This window comes from Telluria sp. AC161 (assembly GCF_979258535.1).
Genome location: NZ_OZ409861.1, coordinates 4170003 through 4187675, shown reverse-complemented (window position 1 = coordinate 4187675; position 17673 = coordinate 4170003). Strand labels below are relative to the sequence as shown.

Genomic DNA, 17673 nt, shown 5'->3' with positions numbered 1-17673 from the left:
ATCGCGCCCGCTGCCACATTGTTGGTTGCGCGATCAGGCTGCGAGGTGGCGCGCCTGGCGCGATGGGGCCACCGCGCGCGCCGTATCCGGGACCGTGCCAGCGACCGCTTGCGGCGTGCGTGCCGGCGCATCGACCTTCCCGGCATAGTCGCTGGCGAGCAGGCTGGCCGCTTCATGCGCCGCCATGCCGCGCACCTGTAAGTACTCGGCCACCAGCCTGGCCAGGCGATCGAGCGCGATGCGGTGCGTGGCGTCGGTGCGCGTGTAGATCCAGTCCGAAAACGCCATGAAATTGTCGAATGGCGCCTCGCCCAGCAGCACCGGCGTGGTGTTGGCAAAGCGGCCCGAGTTGGCCACCAGATCCCAGTAGCGCGCAAAGCGCACCAGGCGCTGCATGGTCGCAAAGTCGATCTTGTCGGTCGCCAGCACGGTGTATGGCGGGTACGGATCGTAGACCATGCCGAAGGCTTCGGTGTGGCGGATGATCGGCGTGCCGCGCAGGCGCTTGAGGATGCCGAACTGGATTTCTTCAGCGCCCAGGCCCACCAGCTGGTCGAAGCCGCGCGCGAAGCTGGCCACGTCTTCGCCCGGCAGGCCAGCAATCAGGTCGACGTGGAGGTGGGCGGTGGCATGCTGCGTGAGCCAGCGGATGTTCTCGGCCGCCTTCTCGTTGTTCTGGCGGCGGCTCACAAGCGCCTGCACTTCGGGATTGAAGCTCTGGATGCCGATCTCGAACTGCAGCGCGCCGGCCGGGAATTTGGCGATGGTGTCCTTCAGCGCATCGGGTAAGTGGTCGGGCACCAGCTCGAAGTGGGCGTAGATCGGGTCGTCCGGATACTGCGCGATTTTATCGAGGAAGAAGTCCATGATGCGCAGGCTCGTCTTGACGTTCAGGTTGAACGTGCGGTCGACGAATTTAAACAGGCGCGCACCGCGTGCGTACATTGCTTCCATCTCGGCCAGGAAAGCGTCGAGCGGGAATGGCCAGGCGGTCTTGTCGAGCGAGGACAGGCAGAACTCGCACTTAAACGGGCAGCCGCGCGAGGCTTCCACGTACAGGGTGCGGTTGGCGATGTCGTCGTCGTTGTACAGCGCATAGGGCAGGGCGATGGCGTCCATCGGCGGCTGCACGCCGGCGTGGATCTTCATCAAAGGCTTCGGGCCATTGAGGATTTCGCCGCACAGCTTGGGGAACGTGACGTCGCCCCAGCCGGTGACGACGTAGTCGGCCAGCCCGACGATCTCCTGTTCGCCGGTCTCGTGCGAGACTTCCGGGCCGCCCAGGATGATCTTCACGGTAGGCGCGACGCGCTTGAGCATCGCCACCAGGCGCGTGGTTTCTTCGACGTTCCAGATATACACGCCGAAGCCGACGATGCGCGGCGCGTGCGCCAGGATGCGCTCGACGAGGTCGGCGGTCTTGGCGCCGGTGACGAATTCCTGGATGCGGGTCTGGTCCTGCAGCGGACCCATATTGGCCAGCAGGTAGCGCAGTCCGAGCGAGGCGTGCGTGTAGCGGGCATTCAGGGTGGTGAGCAGGATCGACATGGTAGGGGCAGGAGGAGGGGGTGTGAAGGCGGTATTTTACTGTGATGCTGCAGTCATTCGCGTGACTATGCAGTCGACATTGCCTCAAATAAAGATTGGTGCCTACAATCGCTGACCCTTTATTTAGAAAGTGCCTTCCATGTTCATGACCAATATCGAAACCGTTCCGGGCAAGACCATCACGGCGTGTCACGGCGTTGTCTCCGGCAGCTCGGTGCGCTCCAAGCACGTGGGCCGCGACATCATGGCGGGACTGAAGAACATGGTTGGCGGCGAACTCAAGGGCTACACCGAGTTGCTGGAAGAATCGCGCGCGCAGGCCACCGAGCGTATGCAGGCACAAGCCACGCAGATGGGGGCGAACGCCGTCGTCAATGTGCGCTTCTCGACCTCGTCGGTGGCCGCCGGCGCCGCCGAGATCTATGTCTACGGCACTGCGGTGACGGTGGGCTGATGGACTTAATTTTCCTGATTGTCTTCTGGACGGTGCCGATTGGGTTGGGCTACGTCTTCGGGCGTATGGCCGAAGCTAGGCATTACCGCTCCATCATCGCCAGGGAAAAAACCTGGCTGCACTTGCCGGCCACATCGCTCAAGACATTGCTCGGGTCTGCGCCAGTGGCGCGCACCGAGCTGGTTACGGGCAGCGTGGTGGTGGCGGTCGATCACTTCAAGAAGGCAGCCTCGGCGCTGCGCTCGCTGGTGGGCGGGCCGGTGCAGTCGTACGAAACGCTGCTCGATCGCGCCAAGCGTGAAGCGGTGCTGCGCCTGAAGGAAAGCTGCCCGGGCGCCCACGAGATCGTCAACGTGCGCCTCGAAACGATGCCGCTCACCGGCAACCAGCGGCAGATCAATGGCGTCGAGGTGCTGGCCTACGGCACCGCCATCTATTACGTGGAACAGAGCGCCGCACCATGAAATACCAGGCGTCGCTGCCCGAGCACAACGACAACGTCACGCCTGGCCATCCGCTCAAGGATTTCGTGCTGATCCTGGCCGGGCTGTCGGCGGCGGTGATCGTCGGCTATCTGGTGCTGGGCTGGCTGGTCGATGTGGTGGTGGACCGGATGGGCCCAGCAGACCGAGGCGCAGCTGACGCAGATGGTGGCATGGACACCGCCCGCCAGCGAGCCGGCGATGCGCACGCGCGAAGCCTGGGCCCAGGATCTGGTCGACGGTATGCGCCGCTGCGCTGGCGTCAGCGGTCCGGTCACGGTACGAGTGAACCGCTCGGACACGCCCAATGCGATGGTGGCGCCAGGCGGCGTGGTGATCGTGTTCTCGGCGCTGTTCGACAGTGTGCAGTCCGAAAACGGCATGGCGTTCGTGCTGGCCCATGAGCTGTCGCACATGGCCAACCGCGATCACTTGCGCGCAGTTGGCCGGCGAGTGGTGCTGATTGCCGCTGCCACCGTGCTCACGGGTGACGGCAGCGGGACGGCGGGCGTGCTGGCGCCGGCGCAGCATCTCGGTGAGTCGGGCTATTCGCGGGGCCGCGAAGCCGCGGCGGATGCGAAGGCACTGGCTATCCTGCAATGTCGCTATGGCCATGCTGGCGGCGCCACCGAATTGTTCACCACCTTGCAGCGCGAAGAGGGCAAGACGCCGGCCGTGCTGCATTATCTGGCGTCGCATCCGTCGATGGCGGCGCGTATCGATGCCGTGCAGGTGGCGATGCGCCAGGCGGGCTTGCAGGCTGGCCCGGTGCAGGCGTTGCCGCGTTTTTGACGGGGTGTGCGATAAAGCTGGCGGTATCGGAAATTGCTTGTTAGAATGCGAGCCGGAATTCAGGAAGCCTGTTGCCCAGTAGAGGAACAGTTTTCCAGCAAGTTATGCCTGATGACCATAGCAAATCGGTCCCACCCCTTCCCATCCCGAACAGGACCGTGAAACGATTTTGCGACGATGATAGTGCTGCAACCAGTGTGAAAGTAGTTTATCGTCAGGCTAGTTATATAGAGAAAGCCCACCAGGTGTCTGGTGGGCTTTTTTGCTTTGGAGCGCCGTTTTCGTAGCACCGTGTTTGTCGCGTCGGCGCCGCATCCATGCGAGAGAAATAGCACATAGGCACTATTTTAGGGTTAAAGTATTGCAATAGTTTTACTTCGTCATGGTCTGATCGCGCGGCGCCTGCCGCAGAAAGCGTCCCTCATGCAACGTCGTCATCCTGCTGCGTACCGTCGCCTCCTTGCAATCCCACTCGTGCTGGCGCTGGGCGCCTGTGGTCGGGATCATGATGACGATCCGGCCGTTCAGCCGCCGCCCCCAGCCACCGCCGCCCGCATCAACGTCGACGTCGCCCGCACCGCGCATGGTGTGCCGCATGTGCGGGCCGACGACTTCCGCAGCCTCGGCTATGGTCTGGCGTATGCCTATGCCCAGGACAATGTCTGCATGTTCGCCGACGCGGTGCTGACCGTGCGCGGTGAGCGCTCGCTGTTCTTCGGCGCCGACGCACGGCCACGCCAGCGCACCGGCGACGAGTATGGCGGCGGCAGCGGGTTCATGGACCTGAACAACGAAGACAGCGACTTCTTCTTCAAGGGCTACCTCGACATCGAGCAATTGCGCGCGGGGTATGCCAGCGGCGCGCGTGAGCCACGCGACCTGCTAGAAGGCTATGTCGAAGGCTATAACCGGTACCTCAAAGATGCGGGAAGCAAGTTGCCGGCGGCCTGTGCCAACACGAAATGGGTGCGCCCGATTTCGCTCGATGACATGATGCTGGTGGTGGCGGAAAAAGCGTTGCACGCATCGGGCCAGGCATTTGCCCGCGACTTCGTTGCTGCCGGTCGGGTTCCCGGCGCGCCCGTAACGCTGGCCAAAGCAGCACCACGCAAGATCGACGCGTCGTCGCTGGTCGCGCAGCTCGACCTGCTCAACCGGCAAGGCTTCGGCAGCAATGCGCTGGCGGTGGGCAAGGACTTGTCCGCCAATGGGCGCGGGCTATTGCTTGGCAACCCGCATTATCCGTGGACCACGACCGACCGCTTCTATCAGGCCCACCTGACCGTGCCGGGGCGCTACGATGCGATGGGCGTGATCATCGGCGGCGTGCCGGCCGTCGTCATCGGTTTCAACCGCGACGTCGCCTGGAGCCACACGGTCACGTTCGCCAATCACTTCACCACGTTCCGGCTGGCGCTGGATCCCGGTGACGCCACTGGCACCACGTATCTATATGACGGGGCGCGGCGCACGATGACGTCGAAAACGGTGACGGTCGAGGCACTGCTGCCCGACGGCCTGGTCGGCCGGCGCACCAAAACCTTTTATTTTAGTCACCAGGGCGCGGTCATCAGCCGGCCATCAGCGGGTTTGACGTGGACGGCCCAGGCCGCGTATGTGCTGGCCGACCCGAACCGCAGCAATACCCGGATGCTCGAGCAGTGGCTGGGCATCGGCACCGCCACCAGTGTGCGCACGCTGAAGGATTCGCTCGACAAGGTGGTGGGATTGCCATGGGTGAACACGGTGGCGGCCGACCGCGATGGCAATACGCTGTATGCGGACGCCAGTGTCGTGCCGCACATGAATGCGGACAAGTTCGTGAATGGTTGCCTGTTGCTGCAGGCGGCGCTGCTGTTCGATGGGTCAAAGAGCAGCTGCGGCTGGGGGCAGGATATGGGCGCGCCGGCCGGCATTTACGCGCCGGCCACGGCGCCGTGGATGATGCGCACCGATTACGTCGGCAATTCGAACGACAGTTACTGGCTGACCAATCCGAAGGCGCTGCTCACGGGGCCGGCGCCACTGGGCTATTCGCCGCTGTATGGGCGCGTGAATGCCGAGCAAAGCCTGCGCACCCGGATTGGGTTCCGCCAAGTGGAGGATTTGCTGGCCCAGCGCAACAAGTTGAACCTCGCTGACATGCAGGCGCTGGCGTTCTCGAATCGCGTCTATGCGGCCGAGCTGGTGCTGCCCGAGTTGTTGACCGCCTGCAGCAGCGCGAGCAGCACGCTGATGCAGCAAGCCTGCACGACACTGCAAGCGTGGGACCGGCGCGCCGATCTGGACAGCCGGGGCGCGGTGCTGTTCCGCGAATTCTGGGCGGTGGCAACGGCGATCCCGAACAAATGGGCGCGGCCGTTCGATCCGGCGGATCCGGTCAATACGCCGGCGGGCGTGGCGCCGGCGGCCATGCCCGCGATGCTGGCGGCGCTCAGGACCGCGGCCGACAAGCTGCAGTCGCTCGGCGTGCCACTTGATGGCCGCCTGGGTGACTATCAGGTCGAGCCACGCAATGGCGTGCGGATTCCGCTGCACGGCGGCAATGGGAACCAGGAGGGTACGTATGGGTCACTGACGATGCGCAGTGGCTTGACGGCACAAGGCTATGTCGGTGCGCATTGGGGGCAGAGCTATCTGCAGACCGTGACGTTCGACGAGCAGGGGCCGGTGGCGCAGGCGATGCTGACGTATGGGCAGTCGGTCGACCCCGCGTCGCCGTGGTATGCCGACCAGACGCTGCTGTATTCGCGCAAGAGCTGGCCAAGCCTTCCCTTTACGCAAGAGAAGATCAAGGCCGACCCGAATTACACGACCGTCACGCTGCGGGAGTAGCGATACCGTTCAGCGCTGTCATCGCATCGTCCGGCAGCGTCAATTGCGCTGCAGCCAGATTCTCGCGCAGGTGGCTGACGGATGAGGTGCCCGGGATCAGGAGCAGGTTCGGCGCGCGGCGCAGCAGCCAGGCGATCGCCACCTGCATTGATGTCGCACCGAGTTGTTGCGCCACGCCGGACAGGGCATCCGACTGCAGGGGCGTGAAGCCGCCCAGCGGGAAGAACGGCACGTAAGGGATGCCTTTGGCGGCCAGCGCATCGATCAGGGCATCGTCCTGGCGGTGGACGAGGTTGTACATATTCTGCACGCAGGCGATCGGCACGATGCGCTGGGCGTCTTCCACCTGCTGCAGCGTGACATTGCTCAGGCCGATGTGGCGGATCAGGCCGCGCTGGCGCAGCTCTGCCAGCTTGGTCAGCTGTGCTTCCAGTGAACCTTCTGCCGGCTTGAACATGTCGAACATCGCGCGCAGGTTAACCACATCGAGCACATCCAGGCCCAGGTTGCGCAGATTGTCATGCACGGCCTGTTCAAGTTCGGGCGCCGAGAAGGCTGGCAGCCAGCTGGCATCCGGACCGCGGCGCGCCCCGATCTTGGTCACGATGACCAAATCGTCCCGATAAGGATGCAGCGCTTCGCGGATCAATTGATTGGTTACGTGGGGACCGTAGAAATCGGACGTGTCGATGTGGTTGACGCCGAGCTCGACGGCCTCGCGCAGCACGGCGCGGGCCGCGTCCGCATCCTTCGGCGGACCGAACACGTGAGGGCCGGCCAGTTGCATGGCACCGTAGCCAAGACGGCGTACGGTGCGGTCGCCGAGTGTATAGGTGCCTGCCTGATCGATAATGGACATGGTTTTCCTTCTTGTGAGTAAGTGGAATCACGATACGACGCATGCGTCTGTGTGACAATCCGGGCAAATCCACACAGGTTGTACGAAAAAACGAACAATGAAAACCGATCTGGGAGAGTTGTCTGCCTTTGTCGCAGTGGCGCGTGCCGGCGGCTTCCGTGACGCGGCGCGCGCGACGGACGGCAGCGCATCCGGCCTGAGCGAAGCGGTGCGGCGTCTTGAAACGCGGCTCGGTGTGCGCTTGCTCAATCGGACCACGCGCAGCGTGACGCTGACTGAGGCGGGCAGCAGCCTGTTGGCACGACTCGATCCGGCATTGCAGGAGATCGACGCCGCCCTGGATGTGATCAATGGCTTTCGCGACACACCAACCGGGACATTGCGACTGAATGTGCCGATGAGTGCAGCACGGCTGGTGCTGCCGTCCATCGTGCCGCGGTTCCTGGCACGGTATCCGGAGATCCGCCTGGAGGTGGTCGCGGAGGAGAGCTTCGTGGATGTGCTGGCCGCGGGGTGCGATGCCGGTATCCGGTATGAAGAGCGGCTCGAGCAGGACATGATTGCCGTGCCGATCGGGCCGCGCATCCAGCGCATGGCGGCGGCGGCATCACCCGCGTACCTGGCCCGGCATGCCATGCCTGCACATCCGCGTGACTTGCCGCCAGTTGCCTGCATCCGGGCGCGCTTTGCCAGCGGGGCGATGATCCAGTGGGTGTTTGAACGCGATGGGGAGACCATCACCGTTGAACCCAACGGACAATTGTTGGTACAGATCGGCGGCGCGCTGGACCTGTCGATCGATGCGGCCGTTCAGGGGCTGGGTGTGGTGTACCTGTTCGAGGACTGGCTGGCGCCGTATGTTGCAAAAGGGTTGCTCGAACCCGTGCTGCAGCCATGGTGGCCACAGTTCTCCGGGCCGTTCCTGTATTACCCGGGCCGCAAGCTGGTGCCGGCGCCGCTGCGCGCCTTCGTCGACTTCATCCGCAGCGAGGGTGAAAAGGCGCCGGATTTGTCACACAACTGAAAAATAAGCTGTTGACGAAGCTCAGCTGGTCGAGCATAATCTCATTCCTCTGCTGCAGCGAACAAAACGATTCGAAGCAAACGGCAGATGAAGCAGCACCAGATAAAGTTCTTTAAAAATTAACAGTCGATAAGTGTGGGCGTTTGATGAAGGTGCCAAAGACCTCGGTCTTTGATTACTTAAATTATCAAATGTTCACAAAAAAGAAATACGTTGCTCAGCAATGAGTAACGGTCAGTATTTTGAGTGGGCGACCCCTGCAGCAATGCAGGGTGGCAGAAATGCCAACAAACAGAGATTGAACTGAAGAGTTTGATCCTGGCTCAGATTGAACGCTGGCGGCATGCTTTACACATGCAAGTCGAACGGCAGCGCGGGGCAACCTGGCGGCGAGTGGCGAACGGGTGAGTAATATATCGGAACGTACCCAAGAGTGGGGGATAACGTAGCGAAAGTTACGCTAATACCGCATACGATCTAAGGATGAAAGCAGGGGATCTTCGGACCTTGTGCTCCTGGAGCGGCCGATATCTGATTAGCTAGTTGGTGAGGTAAAGGCTCACCAAGGCCACGATCAGTAGCTGGTCTGAGAGGACGACCAGCCACACTGGAACTGAGACACGGTCCAGACTCCTACGGGAGGCAGCAGTGGGGAATTTTGGACAATGGGCGAAAGCCTGATCCAGCAATGCCGCGTGAGTGAAGAAGGCCTTCGGGTTGTAAAGCTCTTTTGTCAGGGAAGAAACGGTGAGGGCTAATATCCTTCGCTAATGACGGTACCTGAAGAATAAGCACCGGCTAACTACGTGCCAGCAGCCGCGGTAATACGTAGGGTGCAAGCGTTAATCGGAATTACTGGGCGTAAAGCGTGCGCAGGCGGTTTTGTAAGTCTGACGTGAAATCCCCGGGCTCAACCTGGGAATTGCGTTGGAGACTGCAAGGCTAGAATCTGGCAGAGGGGGGTAGAATTCCACGTGTAGCAGTGAAATGCGTAGAGATGTGGAGGAACACCGATGGCGAAGGCAGCCCCCTGGGTCAAGATTGACGCTCATGCACGAAAGCGTGGGGAGCAAACAGGATTAGATACCCTGGTAGTCCACGCCCTAAACGATGTCTACTAGTTGTCGGGTTTTAATTAACTTGGTAACGCAGCTAACGCGTGAAGTAGACCGCCTGGGGAGTACGGTCGCAAGATTAAAACTCAAAGGAATTGACGGGGACCCGCACAAGCGGTGGATGATGTGGATTAATTCGATGCAACGCGAAAAACCTTACCTACCCTTGACATGTACGGAAGACCGAAGAGATTTGGTTGTGCTCGAAAGAGAACCGTAACACAGGTGCTGCATGGCTGTCGTCAGCTCGTGTCGTGAGATGTTGGGTTAAGTCCCGCAACGAGCGCAACCCTTGTCATTAGTTGCTACATTTAGTTGAGCACTCTAATGAGACTGCCGGTGACAAACCGGAGGAAGGTGGGGATGACGTCAAGTCCTCATGGCCCTTATGGGTAGGGCTTCACACGTCATACAATGGTACATACAGAGGGCCGCCAACCCGCGAGGGGGAGCTAATCCCAGAAAGTGTATCGTAGTCCGGATCGCAGTCTGCAACTCGACTGCGTGAAGTTGGAATCGCTAGTAATCGCGGATCAGCATGTCGCGGTGAATACGTTCCCGGGTCTTGTACACACCGCCCGTCACACCATGGGAGCGGGTTTTACCAGAAGTAGGTAGCTTAACCGCAAGGAGGGCGCTTACCACGGTAGGATTCGTGACTGGGGTGAAGTCGTAACAAGGTAGCCGTATCGGAAGGTGCGGCTGGATCACCTCCTTTCTAGAGTAGCACCACGAAACTGAGAAGTTTCATTATCAAGCGTCCACGCTTATCGACTGTTGAACAAGTAAAGAACAGTTTTATCGGGGCTGTAGCTCAGCTGGTTAGAGCACCGTGTTGATAACGCGGGGGTCGTTGGTTCGAGTCCAACCAGCCCTACCAATCAGCACCAAGCATCACCTGAATGGGGGATTAGCTCAGCTGGGAGAGCACCTGCTTTGCAAGCAGGGGGTCGTCGGTTCGATCCCGTCATCCTCCACCATCAAATGGTAAAAGTTCAAACGTAAGCATAGATGCTTAGGTTTGGTCTTTTCGAGATCACTGTTTTTTCGTTCTTTAACAATCTGGAAGAAGTAAAGTTTTTAAGCACATGCGACAGCATGTGCTTGGGTAGTAGTATTTGTATCATTGCAACACATCTGTACTCTTGTACCTGTGACGATCTCTGTTGTCAGCAGAGGCCAACGTTATAGGGACAAGCGAATAAGTGCACATGGTGGATGCCTTGGCGATTACAGGCGATGAAGGACGTAGTAGCTTGCGATAAGCTGCGGGGAGCTAGCAAACGAGCTTTGATCCGCAGATTTCCGAATGGGGAAACCCGGCCTTTATAGGTCATTGCATACTGAATACATAGGTATGCAAAGCGAACGCGGCGAACTGAAACATCTAAGTAGCTGCAGGAAAAGAAATCAACCGAGATTCCCAAAGTAGTGGCGAGCGAAATGGGATGAGCCTGTATGTGATAGTCGATCGGATAGTGGAAGCTTCTGGAAATAAGCGCCATAGAGGGTGATAGCCCCTTACACGAAATCTGAACGGTGGTACTAAGCATACGACAAGTAGGGCGGGACACGAGAAATCCTGTCTGAACATGGGGGGACCATCCTCCAAGGCTAAATACTCGTAATCGACCGATAGTGAACCAGTACCGTGAGGGAAAGGCGAAAAGAACCCCGGGAGGGGAGTGAAATAGATCCTGAAACCGTGTGCATACAAACAGTAGGAGCGGACTTGTTCCGTGACTGCGTACCTTTTGTATAATGGGTCAGCGACTTACATTCAGTGGCGAGGTTAACCGTATAGGGGAGCCGTAGAGAAATCGAGTCCGAATAGGGCGACAGTCGCTGGGTGTAGACCCGAAACCAAGTGATCTACCCATGGCCAGGATGAAGGTGCGGTAACACGCCCTGGAGGTCCGAACCCACTAATGTTGAAAAATTAGGGGATGAGCTGTGGGTAGGGGTGAAAGGCTAAACAAACTTGGAAATAGCTGGTTCTCTCCGAAAACTATTTAGGTAGTGCCTCAAGTATCACCATCGGGGGTAGAGCACTGTTATGGCTAGGGGGTCATTGCGACTTACCAAACCATTGCAAACTCCGAATACCGATGAGTGCGAGCTTGGGAGACAGACATCGGGTGCTAACGTCCGGTGTCAAGAGGGAAACAACCCAGACCGCCAGCTAAGGTCCCAAAGATTGGCTAAGTGGAAAACGAAGTGGGAAGGCTAAAACAGTCAGGATGTTGGCTTAGAAGCAGCCATCATTTAAAGAAAGCGTAATAGCTCACTGATCGAGTCGTCCTGCGCGGAAGATGTAACGGGGCTAAGCCAGTCACCGAAGCTGCGGATATGTCTTAGGACATATGGTAGGAGAGCGTTCTGTAAGCCTGCGAAGGTGTCTTGTAAAGGATTCTGGAGGTATCAGAAGTGCGAATGCTGACATGAGTAGCGATAATGGGGGTGAAAAGCCTCCACGCCGTAAGCCCAAGGTTTCCTGTTCAACGTTCATCGGAGCAGGGTGAGTCGGCCCCTAAGGCGAGGCAGAGATGCGTAGCTGATGGGAAGCAGGTTAATATTCCTGCACCGTCGTATGATGCGATGGGGGGACGGATCGCGGAAGGTTGTCTGGCTGTTGGAATAGCCAGTTTTTGACTCATAGAAGGTACTTAGGCAAATCCGGGTACGTAATTCAAGGGGTCGAGACGAGGAACTTAGGTTCTGAAGCAATCGGAAGTGGTTCCAAGAAAAGCCTCTAAGCTTCAGTCATACGAGACCGTACCGCAAACCGACACAGGTGGGCGAGATGAGTATTCTAAGGCGCTTGAGAGAACTCGGGAGAAGGAACTCGGCAAATTGGTACCGTAACTTCGGGATAAGGTACGCCCTAGTAGTTTGATTGGTTTACTCCATGAGGATGAACGGGTTGCAATAAAATGGTGGCTGCGACTGTTTAATAAAAACACAGCACTCTGCAAACACGAAAGTGGACGTATAGGGTGTGACGCCTGCCCGGTGCTGGAAGATTAAATGATGGGGTGCAAGCTCTTGATTGAAGTCCCAGTAAACGGCGGCCGTAACTATAACGGTCCTAAGGTAGCGAAATTCCTTGTCGGGTAAGTTCCGACCTGCACGAATGGCGTAACGATGGCCACACTGTCTCCTCCCGAGACTCAGCGAAGTTGAAATGTTTGTGATGATGCAATCTACCCGCGGCTAGACGGAAAGACCCCATGAACCTTTACTGTAGCTTTGCATTGGACTTTGAATCAATCTGTGTAGGATAGGTGGGAGGCTTTGAAGCAGACACGCTAGTGTTTGTGGAGCCAACCTTGAAATACCACCCTGGTTCATTTGAGGTTCTAACCTTGGTCCGTTATCCGGATCGGGGACAGTGCATGGTAGGCAGTTTGACTGGGGCGGTCTCCTCCTAAAGTGTAACGGAGGAGTTCGAAGGTACGCTAATTACGGTCGGACATCGTGATGATAGTGCAATGGCATAAGCGTGCTTAACTGCGAGACCGACAAGTCGAGCAGGTACGAAAGTAGGACATAGTGATCCGGTGGTTCTGTATGGAAGGGCCATCGCTCAACGGATAAAAGGTACTCTGGGGATAACAGGCTGATTCCTCCCAAGAGTTCATATCGACGGGGGAGTTTGGCACCTCGATGTCGGCTCATCACATCCTGGGGCTGTAGCCGGTCCCAAGGGTATGGCTGTTCGCCATTTAAAGTGGTACGTGAGCTGGGTTTAAAACGTCGTGAGACAGTTTGGTCCCTATCTGCCGTGGGCGTTGGAAATTTGAAGGGGGCTGCTCCTAGTACGAGAGGACCGGAGTGGACGAACCTCTGGTGTACCGGTTGTCACGCCAGTGGCATTGCCGGGTAGCTAAGTTCGGAAGAGATAACCGCTGAAAGCATCTAAGCGGGAAACTTGCCTTGAGATGAGATTTCCCAGAGCCTTGAGCTCTTTAAAGGGTCGTTCGAGACCAGGACGTTGATAGGCTGGGTGTGGAAGTGCAGTAATGCATTAAGCTAACCAGTACTAATTGCCCGTACGGCTTGTCCCTATAACCTTGGTAGTCAAGGGTTGCAAGAGTTCAGCTGTTGTTGATACAAATACGACCCCAAATAAAAACTACTTCTTCCAGATTCAGAGTACCTACTTGCGTAGGGTGGACGGGTTTCCCGTCCACGCGTTCAACAACGATACTCGTACAAGTTATGCCTGATGACCATAGCAAGTCGGTCCCACCCCTTCCCATCCCGAACAGGACCGTGAAACGACTTTGCGCCGATGATAGTGCTGCAACCAGTGTGAAAGTAGGTTATCGTCAGGTTAGTTATATAGAAAAGCCCCACTCAGTGACCTGAGTGGGGCTTTTCGCTTTGGGCGATCGATACCATATCGAACGTCAAGATACACCGATATCATTGTCAAACCACACCGACCCAGCAAGGACATCACGATGAACGTCTACCTCGCGGTAATCGACACGATGGCGGATTGGGAAATTGGCTATCTGACGGCCGAGCTGCACAGTCGGCGTTTCTTCCGCGATCCCGGGATGGCATGCAGTCTGGTCAAACTCGGGGTTACCCTGGACGCGGTGCACAGTATGGGCGGCATCCGGTATGTGCCTGACGTGACGGTCGATACCGTTCAACTGCAAGTGGACGATCTGCTCCTGCTACCTGGTGGGGATGTCTGGCAGATGCCAGTCGTCAGACCATTCCTGACACTAGCGCGCGATGCCCTCGACCAGGGGCACAATGTTGCCGCCATCTGCGGCGCGACGGTCGGCCTTGCCAGCACCGGTGCACTTGACCGGCGTCGCCATACCTCCAACGATCTCGGATCCTTGCAAGCGGCTTGCCCTGCATACACCGGGCAGTCCCACTACCGCTATAAGCCGGCAGTTCGCGGCGATAATCTGATTACCGCGAGCGGCCTGGCGCCGCTGGAATTCTCGTATGAAGTGCTGAAGATGCTCAAGGTATGGCGGCCGGCGACGGCAACTGCCTGGTACCGTCTCCACAAGACGCGGCAGGCATGCTGGTACGACGAGCTGGTCGCGTCGATGTCGCCCGAGGCTGAGGGCCCGTGCCTGGATAGGCGCAGCATCCTTCCCGCTGGCCTAACGGCACAACCGCAGTACAGTCACGGTATCCGTAACCACTCAGACAACGGGATATCGGCTCCGGCAAGTCGACCAGCGTCGATGCGTTGACGACGCTGCTGGTCCCGGCCAACAAGGTCTCGTACAACAAGGCGGCCGGCACCGATGCGCGCGAGCGCACGCTGCGTACCTATTTGCTCGGACACTTCAAGTCCAGGCGCGGCGATACCGGCATGAGCGCGCGCGCCGTCGCGCTGCGCGATCACCGCAGCTATTCGGTACTGCTCGGCGAATGCTGCAACGAGGGCTATGGGCAGACGGTCACGCTCGCGCAGGTATTCTGGTTCAAGGATCCGCGTGGTTTCCGGCGCCGCTTTGGCATCGGCTCGGAGCAGGCGATGGATCTGTTCCACTAGACGGTATCGCTGAAATCGATGGGTAACCTGACCGAATTCGTGCGCCAGCACATGCTCGAACCGTTCCCGGTACAGCCGCGCATCGATGCGCTGATCACGCACGTCGACGACCTCAATCGCGTGCATGAAGCAGTGCTCAAAGCTCGCGCCCAGATCGAACGGCCGCAACCGCTGACGGCCGATTGCAACCGGCACGCCGCGCTGGTGCAGCAGGTTGACGCGCTACGGCCCTGGTTCGCCCACATCAAGTGCGAGCTACTCGACAAGCGGATTGCCAGCTGGGCTCTCGACGAAGAGCGTGCGGGCGCCAGGCTCGCGCAGCTTGTGCACGACCGGCGCACGCAGGCCCGCACGCGCGACGAACTCACGGCCGCCATCTCGGCCAATGATGGCAACCGCATCGAGCAGATCCGCGCCGAGATCGTGCGCATCGAAGAGAGCAAGAAAGAACGCAGCGAACGGGCGCAAAAATATGACCTGATCGCGAGGGCGCTTGGTCTGCCGGCGGCGGTCGACGCGGATACCTTCGACGCCAATGGCCTCGCCATCGCTGCGGGCCAGTCCGAGTGCGTCAGGCAACGCGACGAGCGCAGCAAGCGGCTGACCGAGACGGGTGTGACGGAGCGCGAGCTGCGGCTGCCGCACGCCTTTGGCCTGTCGCTTCTGGTGCCTGAGGCGTACTACGACCCGGCTTACCGATGACGAGCATGCGCTGTATGGCGCGCTGCGCGATAACGTTCTAGGCGAGCGGCTTCGCCTGGAGCAGGAGCGTATTGCTTATGGATGGGGTACCACCGCAATTCAACATGGATGACATGATTGCCTTGCAGGCTGGTCCCGCGTTTGTTATAGTCTCGCTCCCTCGACGCAGAAGCATTCAAATGGATGCAGCAGCGAAGAGGGAAGAAAAAAGAAGTTGACGAACATCGCAAAACACCGCATACTCTCTCTTCTCTGCTGCTGACGAACACAACGCTTCGTAGCAAACAGCAGGAGCAGCACCGAATAAAGTTCTTTAAAAATTAACAGTCGATAAGTGTGGGCGTTTGATGAAGGTGCCAAGAACTTCGGTTCTTGATTACTTAAATTATCAAATGTTCACAAAAAAGAAATACGTTGCTCAGCAATGAGTAACGGTCAGTATTTTGAGTGAGCGACCCCTGCCGTAAGGTAGGGTGGCAGAAATGCCAACAAACAGAGATTGAACTGAAGAGTTTGATCCTGGCTCAGATTGAACGCTGGCGGCATGCTTTACACATGCAAGTCGAACGGCAGCGCGGGGCAACCTGGCGGCGAGTGGCGAACGGGTGAGTAATATATCGGAACGTACCCAAGAGTGGGGGATAACGTAGCGAAAGTTACGCTAATACCGCATACGATCTAAGGATGAAAGCAGGGGATCTTCGGACCTTGTGCTCCTGGAGCGGCCGATATCTGATTAGCTAGTTGGTGAGGTAAAGGCTCACCAAGGCCACGATCAGTAGCTGGTCTGAGAGGACGACCAGCCACACTGGAACTGAGACACGGTCCAGACTCCTACGGGAGGCAGCAGTGGGGAATTTTGGACAATGGGCGAAAGCCTGATCCAGCAATGCCGCGTGAGTGAAGAAGGCCTTCGGGTTGTAAAGCTCTTTTGTCAGGGAAGAAACGGTGGGGGCTAATATCCCTCGCTAATGACGGTACCTGAAGAATAAGCACCGGCTAACTACGTGCCAGCAGCCGCGGTAATACGTAGGGTGCAAGCGTTAATCGGAATTACTGGGCGTAAAGCGTGCGCAGGCGGTTTTGTAAGTCTGACGTGAAATCCCCGGGCTCAACCTGGGAATTGCGTTGGAGACTGCAAGGCTAGAATCTGGCAGAGGGGGGTAGAATTCCACGTGTAGCAGTGAAATGCGTAGAGATGTGGAGGAACACCGATGGCGAAGGCAGCCCCCTGGGTCAAGATTGACGCTCATGCACGAAAGCGTGGGGAGCAAACAGGATTAGATACCCTGGTAGTCCACGCCCTAAACGATGTCTACTAGTTGTCGGGTTTTAATTAACTTGGTAACGCAGCTAACGCGTGAAGTAGACCGCCTGGGGAGTACGGTCGCAAGATTAAAACTCAAAGGAATTGACGGGGACCCGCACAAGCGGTGGATGATGTGGATTAATTCGATGCAACGCGAAAAACCTTACCTACCCTTGACATGTACGGAAGACCGAAGAGATTTGGTTGTGCTCGAAAGAGAACCGTAACACAGGTGCTGCATGGCTGTCGTCAGCTCGTGTCGTGAGATGTTGGGTTAAGTCCCGCAACGAGCGCAACCCTTGTCATTAGTTGCTACATTTAGTTGAGCACTCTAATGAGACTGCCGGTGACAAACCGGAGGAAGGTGGGGATGACGTCAAGTCCTCATGGCCCTTATGGGTAGGGCTTCACACGTCATACAATGGTACATACAGAGGGCCGCCAACCCGCGAGGGGGAGCTAATCCCAGAAAGTGTATCGTAGTCCGGATCGCAGTCTGCAACTCGACTGCGTGAAGTTGGAATCGCTAGTAATCGCGGATCAGCATGTCGCGGTGAATACGTTCCCGGGTCTTGTACACACCGCCCGTCACACCATGGGAGCGGGTTTTACCAGAAGTAGGTAGCTTAACCGCAAGGAGGGCGCTTACCACGGTAGGATTCGTGACTGGGGTGAAGTCGTAACAAGGTAGCCGTATCGGAAGGTGCGGCTGGATCACCTCCTTTCTAGAGTAGCACCACGAAACTGAGAAGTTTCATCACCAAGCGTCCACGCTTATCGACTGTTGAATAGTAAAGAACAGTTTTATCGGGGCTGTAGCTCAGCTGGTTAGAGCACCGTGTTGATAACGCGGGGGTCGTTGGTTCGAGTCCAACCAGCCCTACCAATCAGCACCAAGCATCACCTGAATGGGGGATTAGCTCAGCTGGGAGAGCACCTGCTTTGCAAGCAGGGGGTCGTCGGTTCGATCCCGTCATCCTCCACCATTTAGATGGTAAAAGTTCAAACGTAAGCCTGGCG

Annotated in this window: 9 protein-coding genes, 4 tRNA genes, 5 rRNA genes and 1 pseudogene; 17 read left to right on the top strand and 2 right to left on the bottom strand. The window is 58.0% G+C overall.

What is annotated here, in order from left to right:
* Nucleotides 1–33 precede the first annotated feature (33 nt).
* Nucleotides 34–1548: a B12-binding domain-containing radical SAM protein gene (locus ACZ0AJ_RS18655; protein WP_499455925.1), complete on the bottom strand. Its 1515-nt coding sequence runs from the start codon at nucleotides 1546–1548 to the stop codon at nucleotides 34–36.
* A gap of 139 nt (nucleotides 1549–1687) precedes the next feature.
* Between ACZ0AJ_RS18655 and ACZ0AJ_RS18650 the strand changes: the two genes are divergently transcribed.
* The 5 genes from ACZ0AJ_RS18650 to ACZ0AJ_RS18630 all read left to right on the top strand — a co-directional run bounded on the left by ACZ0AJ_RS18650 (nucleotide 1688) and on the right by ACZ0AJ_RS18630 (nucleotide 6111).
* Nucleotides 1688–2002: a YbjQ family protein gene (locus ACZ0AJ_RS18650; protein WP_183555251.1), complete on the top strand. Its 315-nt coding sequence runs from the start codon at nucleotides 1688–1690 to the stop codon at nucleotides 2000–2002.
* Nucleotides 2002–2466, top strand: a complete 465-nt coding sequence (locus tag ACZ0AJ_RS18645) for a YbjQ family protein (RefSeq protein ID WP_499455924.1) — start codon at nucleotides 2002–2004, stop codon at nucleotides 2464–2466. Before ACZ0AJ_RS18650 ends, ACZ0AJ_RS18645 begins: the two co-directional genes overlap by 1 nt.
* Nucleotides 2467–2598: 132 nt before the next feature.
* Nucleotides 2599–3276 (top strand): M48 family metallopeptidase, encoded by a 678-nt coding sequence (locus ACZ0AJ_RS18640; protein ID WP_499455923.1) that lies wholly within the window; start codon nucleotides 2599–2601, stop codon nucleotides 3274–3276.
* Nucleotides 3277–3383: 107 nt separating this feature from the next.
* Nucleotides 3384–3496: ribosomal RNA gene (rrf, locus tag ACZ0AJ_RS18635) — 5S ribosomal RNA — on the top strand.
* A gap of 203 nt (nucleotides 3497–3699) precedes the next feature.
* Nucleotides 3700–6111: a penicillin acylase family protein gene (locus tag ACZ0AJ_RS18630; protein WP_499455922.1), complete on the top strand. Its 2412-nt coding sequence runs from the start codon at nucleotides 3700–3702 to the stop codon at nucleotides 6109–6111.
* Here the strand turns inward: ACZ0AJ_RS18630 and ACZ0AJ_RS18625 are convergent.
* Nucleotides 6095–6970, bottom strand: a complete 876-nt coding sequence (locus ACZ0AJ_RS18625) for an aldo/keto reductase family oxidoreductase (protein ID WP_499455921.1) — start codon at nucleotides 6968–6970, stop codon at nucleotides 6095–6097. The genes ACZ0AJ_RS18630 and ACZ0AJ_RS18625 overlap by 17 nt on opposite strands.
* Before the next feature lie 97 nt (nucleotides 6971–7067).
* Here ACZ0AJ_RS18625 and ACZ0AJ_RS18620 point away from each other — a divergent pair, with 97 nt between their 5' ends.
* The 12 genes and pseudogenes from ACZ0AJ_RS18620 to ACZ0AJ_RS18565 all read left to right on the top strand — a co-directional run bounded on the left by ACZ0AJ_RS18620 (nucleotide 7068) and on the right by ACZ0AJ_RS18565 (nucleotide 17639).
* Nucleotides 7068–7994, top strand: coding sequence for a LysR substrate-binding domain-containing protein (locus ACZ0AJ_RS18620; RefSeq protein WP_499455920.1), 927 nt, complete (start codon nucleotides 7068–7070; stop codon nucleotides 7992–7994).
* 300 nt (nucleotides 7995–8294) lie between these two features.
* Nucleotides 8295–9827 (top strand): 16S ribosomal RNA (locus ACZ0AJ_RS18615).
* A gap of 85 nt (nucleotides 9828–9912) precedes the next feature.
* A tRNA-Ile gene (locus tag ACZ0AJ_RS18610) sits at nucleotides 9913–9989 on the top strand.
* A gap of 24 nt (nucleotides 9990–10013) precedes the next feature.
* A tRNA-Ala gene (locus ACZ0AJ_RS18605) sits at nucleotides 10014–10089 on the top strand.
* A 211-nt stretch (nucleotides 10090–10300) separates the two neighbouring features.
* Nucleotides 10301–13176: ribosomal RNA gene (locus tag ACZ0AJ_RS18600) — 23S ribosomal RNA — on the top strand.
* Between the two features lie 157 nt (nucleotides 13177–13333).
* Nucleotides 13334–13446 (top strand): 5S ribosomal RNA (rrf, locus tag ACZ0AJ_RS18595).
* Together the 16S, 23S and 5S rRNA genes with 2 tRNA genes alongside form the textbook arrangement of a ribosomal RNA operon.
* Before the next feature lie 129 nt (nucleotides 13447–13575).
* The gene (locus tag ACZ0AJ_RS18590; RefSeq protein ID WP_499455919.1) at nucleotides 13576–14337 is read left to right on the top strand and encodes a DJ-1/PfpI family protein; all 762 of its coding nucleotides are present in this window, start codon (nucleotides 13576–13578) and stop codon (nucleotides 14335–14337) included.
* Nucleotides 14298–14816: pseudogene (locus ACZ0AJ_RS18585) on the top strand (ATP-binding protein); the annotation flags it as partial. The gene ACZ0AJ_RS18590 and the pseudogene ACZ0AJ_RS18585, both read left to right, overlap by 40 nt.
* 475 nt (nucleotides 14817–15291) lie before the next feature.
* Complete coding sequence (locus tag ACZ0AJ_RS18580) at nucleotides 15292–15456, top strand: Wadjet anti-phage system protein JetD domain-containing protein (protein ID WP_499455918.1); 165 nt, start codon at nucleotides 15292–15294, stop codon at nucleotides 15454–15456.
* Between the two features lie 389 nt (nucleotides 15457–15845).
* Nucleotides 15846–17378 (top strand): 16S ribosomal RNA (locus ACZ0AJ_RS18575).
* 84 nt (nucleotides 17379–17462) lie between these two features.
* Nucleotides 17463–17539: transfer RNA gene (locus ACZ0AJ_RS18570), tRNA-Ile, on the top strand.
* Nucleotides 17540–17563: 24 nt separating this feature from the next.
* Nucleotides 17564–17639, top strand: a tRNA-Ala gene (locus ACZ0AJ_RS18565).
* The last annotated feature ends 34 nt before the right edge of the window (nucleotides 17640–17673 follow it).

Bases quoted from the DNA above. Each gene is read 5' to 3' on its own strand.
- ACZ0AJ_RS18655 (WP_499455925.1), bottom strand. From the start codon at position 1,548: ATGTCGATCCTGCTCACCACCCTGAATGCCCGCTACACGCACGCCTCG.
- ACZ0AJ_RS18650 (WP_183555251.1), top strand. From the start codon at position 1,688: ATGTTCATGACCAATATCGAAACCGTTCCGGGCAAGACCATCACGGCG.
- ACZ0AJ_RS18645 (WP_499455924.1), top strand. From the start codon at position 2,002: ATGGACTTAATTTTCCTGATTGTCTTCTGGACGGTGCCGATTGGGTTG.
- ACZ0AJ_RS18640 (WP_499455923.1), top strand. From the start codon at position 2,599: ATGTGGTGGTGGACCGGATGGGCCCAGCAGACCGAGGCGCAGCTGACG.
- ACZ0AJ_RS18630 (WP_499455922.1), top strand. From the start codon at position 3,700: ATGCAACGTCGTCATCCTGCTGCGTACCGTCGCCTCCTTGCAATCCCA.
- ACZ0AJ_RS18625 (WP_499455921.1), bottom strand. From the start codon at position 6,970: ATGTCCATTATCGATCAGGCAGGCACCTATACACTCGGCGACCGCACC.
- ACZ0AJ_RS18620 (WP_499455920.1), top strand. From the start codon at position 7,068: ATGAAAACCGATCTGGGAGAGTTGTCTGCCTTTGTCGCAGTGGCGCGT.
- ACZ0AJ_RS18590 (WP_499455919.1), top strand. From the start codon at position 13,576: ATGAACGTCTACCTCGCGGTAATCGACACGATGGCGGATTGGGAAATT.